The sequence below is a fragment of the Paenibacillus sp. EB106-06-01-XG199 genome (assembly GCF_058791575.1).
Window position 1 is genome coordinate 1 of the sequence record NZ_JBYTDQ010000006.1, and the last position, 12,438, is coordinate 12,438.

Genomic DNA, 12,438 nt, shown 5'->3' on the forward strand with positions numbered 1-12,438 from the left:
ATGCAAGCTCTTTTTTTAACTTCTTTTCCGAGCCAGGCGTTGATGTTTCGCGGCCAGAAATAGAATATATCATGTATAGGTCTGCATTGCAAGCATTATTTATAAAATTCTTTCTGGAGTATACAGCTTGTACCGCCCCCTACTGCAAAGGCACCAGCTTAAAGGGCGATAACAAAGCTTTCGTTGGACTCATCCCTTGGGTTAGGCAATGATCTCCTGAATGTATAGCTCACGTTCCATCATCAGGTTGACGATCTTTCCCTCCACCTGGATCATAGGGCGTGTAGGGTTGCTGCGGTCTGTAAAGATAATCTCTCCATGACGTCCGTCGCTTAATCGTATTCTTGTGCCATTGTAGAGATCTGTTGTTTTCTGAATAAAGGTTTGAACGATAACCGGATCCAGCTTACCGAAGCTTTCGGTCTGTAGCTGCTCCAATACCAGATAAGGCGATTGAGCCTTTCTGTATGCCTTCTCCAGGGTCATAGCATGAAAGATATCAGCCACAGCAACGATCTTGGCGTAGATATGAATCTGGCTGCCCTCCAGATGGAGCGGATAACCAGTACCGTCTATTTTTTCGTGATGCTGAAGTGCTGCAAGTCTAACCCCTTCGTTAATAGCTGTAACATTTCTCAGCAGCTGGTATCCATAAGTGGTATGCCTGCGGACTTCTTCTAATTCAGCTCCGTTCAGCGGAGTCGGCTTGTGCAGCAGTGCCCCATCTACTTTAACGTTACCGATATCATGCAGCAAACCGGCAAATGCGGCCTGCATCCAGTCTTTCTGCGGATATCCGCACCACTGGGCTATTTTATAACAGGTTAATGCCGACAGCACTGCATTGTGATAGTTATAATCTTCATCCTGCAGAATCCGTGGAGCAAACTTCAAGACATGATAATCTTTTAAATTGTCGATCAATGCTTCCAACTGACTCCGTAATTCAAAAATGGGTATCGAGGCAGCAGCAACAGAACGGTAGCTCTGCTTAATCAAAATCAGCATCTTCTCATATTCATCATGTAAAGAGGAATTGCTCTTGGCCAGCACTGACTCATTAATGAGTGTTCCTGCCTTGACTGGCAACGTCTTCGCGGCTGCTTTAACATTTTCAGCAGGTACAGCCTCTCCCTGGTTGCCTTCAATCTCCACCTGTTGAATTAAAAAAGCCTGCAGAATCTCAATGTCGCGTGGCAGTATTATTTTTCCCTTGGGAAATAATACTCCTCCTAAAGGGGTAACTACATCTTTGATAATTTTTGAACCTGGTTTAACTTCTGCTACGGATATATTTGGCATCCACTCAGCCCCTCTACTTCATGACACTTGCGCTCAGGAATGCTGCTCTATATAGAGACTGAACATTACCGGCTAACTGGTGTGCCGCCAGGCAGCACCGGAGTACTTGATTCTCTAATTATAGTATGGATAGTTGCAAGCGGCTAGATAGTGTATCGGCAATCCATAAAAATTATATTTAAAAGCAAAAAGAGCACGGGCTTCTTATAAGAAGCCTGTGCTCTCTTTATGGAGTGCTATTCGAGAATATCCTCGTCATTGCCGGCGTCCATTTCAGGCTCAGCGGCTTCAGCAGTTTCAGCAGTTTCATCTATTGCTGTAACCTGGCTCTCTTCGCCGTCCTCGAGTTCGGACAATTCGTCTTCCTCATTCTTATCGGCTCTGCAAAGGGTGGCTACTGCATCATCCTCACGGATATTAATCAGCTTAACGCCCTGCGCATAACGGCCCATGGTAGAAATCCCATCCATACTCGTACGAATCAAGGTTCCGCTCGTTGTAATGATCATCAGGTCTTCGTCTTTCTTAACAACCTTCAAGCCAACAACCGGTCCATTCTTATCCGTAAGATTAATGGTCTTGATTCCCTTACCGCCACGGGTTTGTGAACGATAGTCGCTGGCAGGTGTACGTTTGCCGTAACCCTTAGTCGTTACGATCAACACCTCAAGCTCCTTGTCCACGCAGTCCATTCCGATCACATGGTCATTGTCGTCCAAGTTAATCCCTTTGACCCCTGTTGCACTGCGGCCCATAGAACGTACATCGTTCTCGGAGAAGGTAATCGACATGCCGCGGGCAGTACCGATAATCAGATTCTGCTCTCCGTCTGTCAGCTTAACTTCGATCAAGGAGTCTTCCTCACGAAGATTAATGGCAATCAATCCGCCTTTGCGGATGTTGTTATAATCTTCAAGCGGCGTTTTCTTCACGATCCCTTCACGGGTAGCAAAGAACAGGTATTTGTCGCTATCCGCTTCCTCTACCTGAATGACTGCACTGATCTTCTCACCCTGTTCAATTTGAATCAGGTTGATAATCGGCGTCCCCCGTGCAGTACGTCCAAGCTCAGGAATCTCATAAGCCTTGATCCGGTACACTTTGCCCTTATCGGTAAAGAACATGAGGTAATTATGGGAATTACTCACGAAGAGATGCTCCACGAAATCCTCATCCTTGGTATCCATCCCGATCACACCGCGGCCTCCACGCTTCTGGCTGCGATACGTGCTGACCGGCAGACGTTTGATATAACCGGTATGCGTAATCGTAATGACAACCTCTTCACGCGGGATCAGATCCTCGTCAAGAATGCTTTCTTCGCCGACAGTGATTTCGGTGCGGCGGTCATCCGAAAATTTATCACGGATTTCCTGAAGCTCGCTGCTGATGATATCAAGCACGAGATGCTCATTGGCCAGAATTTCCTTATACTCGGCAATCTTGACTAGCAATTCATTATACTCGTTCTCAATTTTCTCCCGTTCTAATCCGGTCAGGCGCTGCATCCGCATATCGAGAATTGCTTGAGCCTGCTCAATACTGAGGCTGAATGTTTCCATCAAGCCTTCACGGGCGATATCCGTCGTACGGGAAGCCCTGATCAGTGCAATAACCTCATCCAGATGATCCAGTGCAACACGCAGACCTTCCAGAATATGCGCCCGTGCCTCAGCCTTCTTCAGATCAAAGATCGTCCGCCGGCGGATAACTTCGATTTGATGCTGTAAGTAGTGATACAGCACGTCGCGAAGATTCAGGATCTTCGGCTCGTTGCCTACAATAGCCAACATATTGATACCGAATGTAGATTGCATGGCAGTATGTTTGTACAAGTTATTGAGTACGACACTTGGATTGACATCACGCCGCATCTCAATTACAACGCGCATACCGTTACGGTCGGATTCATCACGAAGATCAGTTATTCCCTCGATCCGTTTCTCACGTACCAATTCTGCAATCTTTTCAACCAATCTCGCTTTGTTGACCTGATAAGGCAGTTCATGCACAATGATCCGCGCTTTACCATTGTTCTCCTCAATGGTTGCTTTAGCACGCATCGTAACTGATCCGCGTCCTGTACGGTAAGCTTGGCGAATACCTTCACGGCCCAAAATATAGCCCGCTGTAGGGAAATCCGGCCCTTGAATATATTCCATAAGCTCCATAGGTGTGATCTCTGGATTCCTGATCATCGCCTGTACGCCATCAATGACTTCACCCAGATTATGCGGAGGAATGTTGGTAGCCATCCCTACAGCGATCCCGGATACCCCGTTAACGAGCAGGTTAGGATAACGCGCAGGCAAAACTACAGGTTCATTCTCTTCACCGTCATAGTTAGGTGCGAAATCAACTGTTTCCTTGTTGAGATCGCGAAGCATTTCTCCGGCGATTTTGGACAGGCGTGCCTCGGTATACCGCATTGCTGCCGCCATATCTCCGTCAATGGAACCGAAGTTCCCATGACCGTCTACGAGCATGTAGCGCATGGAGAAATCCTGCGCCATCCGTACCATCGTCTCATAAACAGCGGAGTCCCCGTGAGGATGATACTTACCGATAACCTCACCGACGATTCTCGCTGACTTCTTGTGAGGTTTATCCGGAGACATTCCAAGTTCCGACATCGCAAACAAAATGCGTCGGTGAACAGGCTTGAGTCCGTCCCGCACATCTGGCAAAGCCCGGCTTACAATGATGCTCATTGCGTAATCCATAAAGGATTCGCGCATTTCCTCACCAATGTCCCGATCTTTGATTTGCGGGTTATTTTGTTCAGCCATGAGTTGCTGGACCTCCTTCAGTTAAAAACCGCTACCCTTTATTATATTACTTTCACAAAAGCAGCACAATTAAACACTATAGATTTATATCTTCTATATTCATTTCTTTTGGCACAGTCAGGGGTAAATGCCCTTTCCGCCAATGTCTTCGTTACATAGACTGTAAAGACAAGAAGATTGGTTATATGGCCCTGGTTTTGTCCAAAAAGACATAACCCCATATCCTAATATTATAACATTGTTTAGTTAGCTTGTCCTAAAATTTCAGCTTTCCAGATTCATCATTCAGATCAACCCACAAAACTTTAAGTTTATGCTTTCGGAGCAAGTTTTGTACGAGGAGAATTCAATGCTGTTACGCTCACAAAACTTTTAAAGGAGGAAGATAATGAGGATTCAACGGGTCTCCAGCAAATGGGCAAAAACTAAAGTTATCCTGCAAAACCGCCTACTGGCAATCTTCATCCCGGAAACACGAAAGTACAGTTTGGCCGCTCTTAACGAATTGCTCGGAACCTACGGGACGGTATATATAAAACCTGACCGCGGGACTTATGGGAATGGTGTGATGCGAGCCGAGCAGCGTATGGTGAATTTAAGTCCCAGCGGACAGCAGCCGGTCAACGGGGATTACGGTACTGGAAGCAGTGAAGCCGCGGTTGAACAAAAAATAATGTATATCTTGCGTCATGGTTTGGAGGCAGAAGCATTCTCCACAACGGAGGAACTGCATAATGCTTTGAAGCCCAAGATTAGAGGACGTTCCTACTTAATCCAACAGGGAATTGATTTGCTCCGGCATGCTGACCGCCCGTTTGATTTGCGCGTACTAACGCAAAAAAGACCGGATGGAGGGTGGGAAACAACCGGAATGCTGGGCAGAGTCGCCGCTCCGCAAAAGATTGTGACCAATTATCATAATGGGGGCAGTGTCTTTACCGTCAATGCGTTGTTTAAAGAACATATGAGCCCGGCAGAGATGGCATCCACTCTTCAGTCGTTAAAATCCCTGGGTGTAAAAATTGCCATGCAGCTTGAAACAGCCTACCCTGGGCTTAAAGAAATCGGGCTTGATATCGCCCTGGATCAGCATCATGATGTATGGCTGCTTGAAGTGAACACCCTTCCCTCCATCATTGCCTTTAAATTAATTCACGACAAATCTGTTTACCGCAAAATTCATCGTTATGCTGTGGCGTATGGACGGTTAAAGAGAAGAAAAACAGCCGTCTCCCGCCGGTAACCCCTCTCCTGAGCAAAAGACTACCTAACCAAAAGAACCTCCGGCTTCTATTCGCCAAGGAATAGGAAACTGGAGGTTCTTTGCTAAGAACATATGCTTCAGCCCTGTATGAGGACCGGTGTGCGCATATGATTAAATATCAAGGTTCCGAACAGATTGGGCATGTTCCTGAATGAACTCGCGACGCGGCTCAACGTTATCGCCCATCAGCGTATCGAAAATTCCGTCAGCCAAGATGGCATCATCAATCGTTACCTGCAGCATCATGCGGCTCTCAGGATCCATGGTGGTATCCCAAAGCTGAGTGGCGTTCATTTCTCCCAGACCTTTGTAGCGCTGAACATTTACCTTAACATTCTCACCAAAGGTAGCAATGATCTCATCGCGTTCTCTCTCACTTTGAGCATAGCGGATGACTTTGTTGCGCTCAATTTTGAACAGCGGCGGCTGGGCGATATAAATATAGCCAGCTTCGATAATCTTCCGCATGTAGCGGTAGAAGAAGGTCAACAGCAGAGTCCGGATATGGGCTCCGTCGACGTCCGCATCAGTCATAATAACAACCTTGTGATAACGCGCCTTGGACAGATCGAAGTCCTCGCTGATCCCGGTTCCCAGAGCAGTAATAATCGCCCGGATTTCGGCATTGGATAGGATACGGTCAAGCCGTGCTTTCTCTACGTTCAGGATTTTACCGCGCAATGGCAGAATCGCCTGGAAGTGACGGTCCCGGCCCTGCTTGGCTGATCCACCGGCAGAGTCACCTTCGACGATATACAGCTCACTGATCGAAGCGTCCTTGGATGAGCAGTCTGCCAGCTTACCCGGCAAGGCACTGACTTCAAGAGCGCTCTTGCGGCGGGTCAGTTCACGGGCTTTGCGGGCAGCCTCACGGGCACGTGAAGCCTGCAGTGACTTCTCCAGCACCCGCCGGGAAACTGCAGGGTTCTCTTCCAGGAATTCCTGCAGCTTCTCACCGAACAGGGATTCTACAATCCCGCGGACTTCACTGTTGCCGAGCTTGGTCTTCGTTTGCCCTTCGAATTGCGGCTCAGGAATTTTCACGGAAATAATCGCCGTCAATCCTTCACGAACGTCATCTCCGGTCAGATTGTTGCTGCTGTCCTTGATCACGCCGGTCTTGCGGGCATAATCATTGATGATCCGTGTCAATGCACTCTTAAAGCCAGATTCATGTGTTCCGCCTTCATGTGTATTGATATTGTTGGCAAAAGAGTAAATGTTCTCTGTGTACGAATCGTTATATTGCAGAGCTACTTCAACCGCAATCATATCCCGTGAGCCTTCCACGTAGATCGGATCTTCATGAAGCGCCTCTTTTTTCTCGTTCAAATATTTCACATATTCTACGATACCGCCATCGTATTTGAAGGTATTGGAAACCCCCGTCCGCTCATCCAGCAGTGAAAGCTCGATTCCCTTGTTAAGGAACGCCAGCTCGCGGATACGGGTAAGGAGCGTGTTGTATTCGAAGACTGTCGTTTCGGTGAAAATCTCCGAGTCTGGATGAAAGGTTGTAGTGGTACCCGTCTCGTCGGAATCTCCGATAATCTTGATATCATATTGCGGTGCACCGCGTCTGTATTCCTGCTGGTAGACGTGGCCGTCACGTTTGACGGTTACAACTACCTTCTCGGATAATGCGTTCACAACCGATATCCCTACACCGTGAAGACCGCCCGAAACCTTATATCCGCCACCGCCGAATTTACCACCTGCATGCAGGACAGTCATTACAACCTCAAGTGTCGATTTCTTCAGCTTCACGTTCTCACCGACAGGGATACCCCGTCCGTTATCAATAACGGTCACACTGTTATCTTCATGAATCATCACTTGAATCCGGTCGCAAAAACCTGCCAGCGCCTCATCGATACTGTTATCGACGACCTCCCAAACCAAATGATGCAGACCTTTAGCGCTAGTGGAGCCAATGTACATGCCGGGACGTTTCCGAACAGCTTCCAGCCCTTCCAGTACCTGAATCTGGCTCTCATCATATGTCGGTTGATTCATTGACATGCCTTCACCTACTTCTTTCTGATTATCTCTTGTAACCTGAAAAGATTATATTTCCAACAAGATTTTGGCTCTTTTTTTGAGAGTGGAGGAGGAAATAGGGGAGTAGTACACAGTATTTTTGGTCACGACAATGGACTTCGCTTCCTCTTCACCGATTCGTTCCAGTTTTTTATCCTGCTGGGAATGAACAATGAACTGCTTCGACACCTTCGAGGACTTCTCAATTGATATATCAAATATAGCAATCAGCTCTGAGGATCGAATAATCTTTTCTCCGCCCAAATGAATATACATTCTCTTCCTCCGCTCTTTATAACTCCACTTTTCCATCATGAACATGGTATAGGCTTGCGCCTTTTAATTTATCGGCACTTAAACTTTCCACACCGGTGGCAGTGATGAAGGTTTGTACCTTGCTTTGAAAGGTTTCTATAAGCTGAGTCTGGCGGTAAGGATCAAGCTCGGACAAAACATCATCAAGAAGCAGCACAGGGTACTCCCCGATTTCTTCATGGATCAGTTCGATTTCCGCCAGCTTGAGCGATAAAGCTGCCGTGCGCTGCTGCCCCTGAGAACCGTAGACCTGAGCTTCTCTTCCGTTGATAAAAAAGGACAGGTCATCCCGATGGGGACCCGTCAGCGTCATGCCGCGCCTAATTTCCTGATCTCTTGTTTGTGATAACTTTAACATAAATTTGTCTAATAAGACAGCTTCATCTTCCTCGTCCCGCTCGCCGAAAGAGGGGACGTACAGCAATTTCAGCTCTTCCCCGCCGTTCGTAATGCCCCGGTGAATGCTCTCTGCCCAGATTTGCAGCTTCTTTATGAATTGTTTCCTTTTTTTGACGATTTTAACACCATGCTCTATAAGTTGGGCATCCCATATGTCCAACAGCTCCTTGCCTGCTGCTTCTTTACCCCATAGCTGCTTCAGCAGATTGCCTCTTTGCAGAAGCACCTTCTGGTATTGCTGCAGATGGAAAAGATAACTTGGCTGCACCTGGCCAATCTCCATATCAAGAAACCGGCGCCGTATTCCAGGTGTCCCTTTGACGATCTCCAGATCTTCCGGAGCGAACATCACCACGTTGAGCGAGCCGACGAATTCACTGAGCCTGCGCTGTTCCAGCCCGTTGATTCTGGCTTTTTTGCCTTGGGCGGACAAGGTTAGCTCCAGCTTCAAATCGCCATATTTACGTTCCACCTCGGCAACAATTTGCGCGGATCCTCCGGGAGCATCAAAAGAAATGAGTTCCCGGTCCTTCGAGGTACGGTGGCTCTTGGTCATCGCCAGGACGAACAGAGCCTCCATGAGGTTTGTTTTGCCCTGGGCATTCTGACCGAGAATCAGGTTCACATCGCCCAGGTTCTCCAGACGCAGCAGCCCGTAGTTACGGTAATGCTGCAGACCGATATTTTTAACAAACACGAACCTCTGCCTCCTTGGGTGAACTACTCTTTTATTCCGCCGCCTTCAATCTCGAATGCGCCGTTGTCCTGAACCTCTATTGTATCACCCGGATAAAGCTTTCTGCCACGTCGTTCTTCTTTTTCCCCGTTAACCTTCACGTAGCCTTCCTGCAGCAGCGCCTTCGCCATGCCGCCTGTGGATACGCAATCCGAAAGCTTCAAGAACTGGTCCAGCTTAATATATCCACTGTGGATAAGTATTTTTTTCATGTTTTTTATCCTTTCCGCCACTTATCCACAGGTCCGTGAACAGCGGCGTTTAATTTGTTGTGCGGTACGGCAGAATGACATACAGACTGCGGCTGTCATCCAGCGGTCTAAGAATAATCGGACTCATCATACCGGTGAAGGCGATGACGAGCTGCTCGCTTTCGACAACTTTCAGGACATCGAGCATATATTTGGAGTTGAAGGAGATTTTGAGCGGCTCGCCTTTGAAATCAAGCACTTCCAGTTCTTCACGGACCTTCCCCAGCTCTGACGAGCTGGAAGAGATCTCAACGTCGCCGTTTTCCAGTGTCTGCATACGGACAATGTTTGTTTTTTCTTCACGGGACAGCAAATAAGCGCGGTCAATTGATTCGCTGAGTTTTTTTGTATCCAAAGTTAGTTCTGTTTTGTAGTTGGTCGGAATAATTCTAGAAGTATCCGGATAAATTCCATCCAAAATCCGCGAATAGAACAGCACCTTGTCGATTTTGAAGAGCACCTGATTATCGGCCACGACAATATCCACCAGCATATTCTGGTCCGGAATGATTTTGCTTAACTCATTCAGCGTTTTGCCGGCAATGACGATGTTGGCGAATTGGACATTCTCGGTCCCTTCCAGATGCGCAGCTCTTGTGGCCAGACGGTGGCGGTCGGTAGCTGTAAATTTAAATTCATTCTCACTCAGATTCCACAGAATCCCTGTCAGAATAGGCGTTGTCTCTTGGGTGGAGATGGAGAACGCTGTTTGTTTAATCATATTTTTCAGCAAATCACCTGGAATTGAGATCGTTTCGTTCTCCTCGATGCTGGGCAGTACCGGGAATTCCTCGGGGTCAAGACCGACGATCTGAATCTCCGTGGAACCGGAAGAGATATAGGTTTGAAAGCCCTCTTTGACTTCCATGTGAATTTCTTTGGAGGGAAGCTTCTTGATGATCTCGACGAAAAATTTGGCTGGAAGCACAACGCTTCCTGGCTGTTCCACTTTTACGATGGTATGGCTATCGTTCTCTGCAGGTATGAAGGACTGAATGGAAATGTCCGTATCACTTGCAGTCAGGGTAACGCCTTGATGGCTTACCTCCAGCTTAATGCCGGTCAGAATGGGGATCGTGGTTCTGCTGGAGATGGCCTTGGATACGTGCCCGATTGATTCGTTGAGTTCATTTTTAAGAATGCTGATTTTCATGATTTCACTCCTAGCTGAAAAATTGGGAAATAGGTGTACGTAAGTCCTCTTCGAAACCTGCTCTTAGAAGATGAATTATTATAGTTATTTAATAGTATTAGTAGTAGGGGCGCCGTTTATGTGGATAACCCCAGAAACAGCATAAAATTAAGCCTATCCACATGTGTATAGATTGTGCATAGGCTCTTTGTTCCTCTTAGGAAGGATTTTTAATTTTCTCCGCAAGATTATTTACCACTTTGTACAACTCCTGGTCTACCTTTAATTGCTGCGTAATCTTCTCATGGGCATGTATAACTGTCGTATGGTCACGTCCCCCGAAAGCTTCTCCGATTTTGGGAAGCGAATAATCCGTTAATTCACGGGAGAGATACATAGCGATTTGACGTGGAAAAGCTACGGCTTTGGTGCGTTTGCGCGCCTTGAAATCTTCCATGCGCAAATTGTAATATTCGCCGACCTTTTGCTGAATATCGTTCATGGTGATCATCTTCGGCCGGCTGGAAGGAATGATATCCTTCAGTGCTTCGGCTGCCAGATGAGTGGTCACGTCCTGGTTGGTAAGCGATGAATAGGCAACAACACGGATCAATGCGCCCTCAAGCTCGCGAATGTTCGTATCGATCTGGTTGGCGATGTACATCATGGCCTCATTGGGGATATCCAGGTTCTCCGCTTTGGCTTTCTTGCGCAAAATGGCAATCCGCGTCTCCAGATCAGGCGGTTGAATATCGGTTATGAGTCCCCATTCAAAACGGGAACGAAGCCGTTCTTCCAGAGTGGGAATTTCCTTTGGGGGACGGTCGCTGGAGATAATAATTTGCTTGCGTTCTTCATGAAGAGCGTTAAACGTATGGAAAAATTCCTCCTGCGTTGACTCTTTGCCGGCCAGGAATTGAATATCGTCAATCAGCAGAATGTCAACGTTGCGGTATTTGTTACGGAAGCTTTCACCGCGGTTGTCACGGATGGAGTTGATGAATTCATTCGTGAATTTCTCGGACGAGATGTAGATAACCTTATTGTTAGGGTTATGTTCCAGGACGTAGTGTCCGATGGCATGCATTAGATGAGTCTTCCCGAGACCCACCCCGCCGTACAAAAACAAGGGGTTATACGCTTTGGCAGGCGCTTCCGCTACAGCCAGAGAGGCTGCATGCGCAAACCGGTTGCCGGAGCCGATAACGAACGTATCGAAAGTGTATTTGGGATTAAGCAAATGAGTCTGCGCTTCTTCACGCGATACTGCGGGAGAAGGCGTCATTTGCTGGATTACAGGCTCTACGGGCTTGTTCTCCTCAATCACAAATTTGACGTCAACCTGTTGTCCGGTAACTTCATAAACCGTAGCTCCTACCAATTTGGTGTAGCGACTTTCCAGCCATTCTACGGCAAACGTTGTAGGTGCCGAGATGATAATGGCGTGCTGGCTAAGAGTTAATGCCTTCGTAGCCTTAAACCATGTATCGAAGCTCGGTTTGCTTAATTTGGTTTGAATAATCGATAATATTTGCTGCCATAATTCGGAAGTATGGCTGTCCACAGACTGTCACTCCTTTAAATCTTCCAAATGTGGCATCAGCCATGAAGTGGAAATGTCGAAGAAAATGGGTTAGTGCTGAATCTTATCCCCAATATGCAATATCAAGAGACAAAAAAATATGGATAAATTTGAATTGTTCACAACTTTATCCACAGCTTGTTGATAATATATAGAACAAACAAATCTATTCACATTCAAAAGTAATACCATCATAGCAAATGCCCCCTTATTTTTCAATGAGCGACGCCATTTTATCCACAAATTCAAGCACTTGTGTATAATTTTTAAGAACAACACTACATATTGTTGATAATTTGTTTACCGTTCGACAGTTTCCGTCATGACTTCGATTTTTTTATACACAGGTTGTGCGCATGTGTGATTAGTCGACTTCATTCTTTGCACACAGGTGGATAACTGTAAAACGCTGTGGATTAAATTTTTCGATCGGTGGATTGTGGATAAGCCGATTTAAATGTGGGGGAGTAAGGTTGGAGAGACAAGGTTGACTTTTTCGCACATTATGTGTTTAAATATATAAAGGTGTTTTCTGTGAGGATATGTCTTCAAATTATAATGACAATACTTGTAGATACTGTCCCTACTCAAAAGAGCGGCTTAGTCCGTTTCTGCTAATATGACAGTA

At 46.7% G+C, this 12,438-nt stretch carries 10 protein-coding genes; 2 read left to right on the forward strand and 8 right to left on the reverse strand.

The features are described 5' to 3' along the window. A partial coding sequence (locus AC3WT9_RS21180) for a hypothetical protein (RefSeq protein ID WP_492407942.1) occupies positions 1-212 on the forward strand: 212 nt, incomplete at its 5' end. On the opposite strand, the gene AC3WT9_RS21185 is transcribed toward AC3WT9_RS21180, so the two are convergent. Further along, positions 202-1,302: an HD-GYP domain-containing protein gene (locus tag AC3WT9_RS21185; protein WP_341376977.1), complete on the reverse strand. Its 1,101-nt coding sequence runs from the start codon at positions 1,300-1,302 to the stop codon at positions 202-204. The genes AC3WT9_RS21180 and AC3WT9_RS21185 overlap by 11 nt on opposite strands. Before the next feature lie 236 nt (positions 1,303-1,538). Further along, positions 1,539-4,091 carry a DNA gyrase subunit A gene (gene gyrA / locus AC3WT9_RS21190; protein WP_341376976.1) on the reverse strand — a complete coding sequence of 851 codons (2,553 nt, stop codon included), beginning with the start codon at positions 4,089-4,091 and terminating at the stop codon, positions 1,539-1,541. A gap of 388 nt (positions 4,092-4,479) precedes the next feature. On the opposite strand from gyrA, the gene AC3WT9_RS21195 reads away from it, so the two are divergent. Next, entirely contained in the window at positions 4,480-5,334 is an 855-nt protein-coding gene (locus AC3WT9_RS21195; protein ID WP_341097489.1) for a YheC/YheD family protein, read from the forward strand. 132 nt (positions 5,335-5,466) lie between these two features. Here the strand turns inward: AC3WT9_RS21195 and gyrB are convergent, their stop codons facing one another. The 6 genes from gyrB to dnaA all read right to left on the reverse strand — a co-directional run bounded on the left by gyrB (position 5,467) and on the right by dnaA (position 11,792). After that, positions 5,467-7,377 (reverse strand): DNA topoisomerase (ATP-hydrolyzing) subunit B, encoded by a 1,911-nt coding sequence (gene gyrB, locus AC3WT9_RS21200; RefSeq protein WP_341097488.1) that lies wholly within the window; start codon positions 7,375-7,377, stop codon positions 5,467-5,469. A gap of 45 nt (positions 7,378-7,422) precedes the next feature. Beyond that, complete coding sequence (remB, locus tag AC3WT9_RS21205) at positions 7,423-7,671, reverse strand: extracellular matrix regulator RemB (protein ID WP_076114400.1); 249 nt, start codon at positions 7,669-7,671, stop codon at positions 7,423-7,425. Between the two features lie 16 nt (positions 7,672-7,687). Next, positions 7,688-8,806 (reverse strand): DNA replication/repair protein RecF, encoded by a 1,119-nt coding sequence (gene recF / locus AC3WT9_RS21210; protein WP_341097486.1) that lies wholly within the window; start codon positions 8,804-8,806, stop codon positions 7,688-7,690. A gap of 23 nt (positions 8,807-8,829) precedes the next feature. Further along, entirely contained in the window at positions 8,830-9,057 is a 228-nt protein-coding gene (gene yaaA, locus AC3WT9_RS21215) for a S4 domain-containing protein YaaA (RefSeq protein ID WP_038584289.1), read from the reverse strand. A 49-nt stretch (positions 9,058-9,106) separates the two neighbouring features. After that, positions 9,107-10,249 carry a DNA polymerase III subunit beta gene (gene dnaN, locus AC3WT9_RS21220; protein WP_038584286.1) on the reverse strand — a complete coding sequence of 381 codons (1,143 nt, stop codon included), beginning with the start codon at positions 10,247-10,249 and terminating at the stop codon, positions 9,107-9,109. Between the two features lie 196 nt (positions 10,250-10,445). Next, entirely contained in the window at positions 10,446-11,792 is a 1,347-nt protein-coding gene (gene dnaA / locus AC3WT9_RS21225; RefSeq protein ID WP_038584283.1) for a chromosomal replication initiator protein DnaA, read from the reverse strand. Between the last annotated feature and the right edge of the window lie 646 nt (positions 11,793-12,438).

Bases quoted from the DNA above. Each gene is read 5' to 3' on its own strand.
- gyrA (WP_341376976.1), bottom strand. From the start codon at position 4,091: ATGGCTGAACAAAATAACCCGCAAATCAAAGATCGGGACATTGGTGAG.
- gyrB (WP_341097488.1), bottom strand. From the start codon at position 7,377: ATGTCAATGAATCAACCGACATATGATGAGAGCCAGATTCAGGTACTG.
- AC3WT9_RS21185 (WP_341376977.1), bottom strand. From the start codon at position 1,302: ATGCCAAATATATCCGTAGCAGAAGTTAAACCAGGTTCAAAAATTATC.
- dnaN (WP_038584286.1), bottom strand. From the start codon at position 10,249: ATGAAAATCAGCATTCTTAAAAATGAACTCAACGAATCAATCGGGCAC.
- AC3WT9_RS21195 (WP_341097489.1), top strand. From the start codon at position 4,480: ATGAGGATTCAACGGGTCTCCAGCAAATGGGCAAAAACTAAAGTTATC.
- yaaA (WP_038584289.1), bottom strand. From the start codon at position 9,057: ATGAAAAAAATACTTATCCACAGTGGATATATTAAGCTGGACCAGTTC.
- remB (WP_076114400.1), bottom strand. From the start codon at position 7,671: ATGTATATTCATTTGGGCGGAGAAAAGATTATTCGATCCTCAGAGCTG.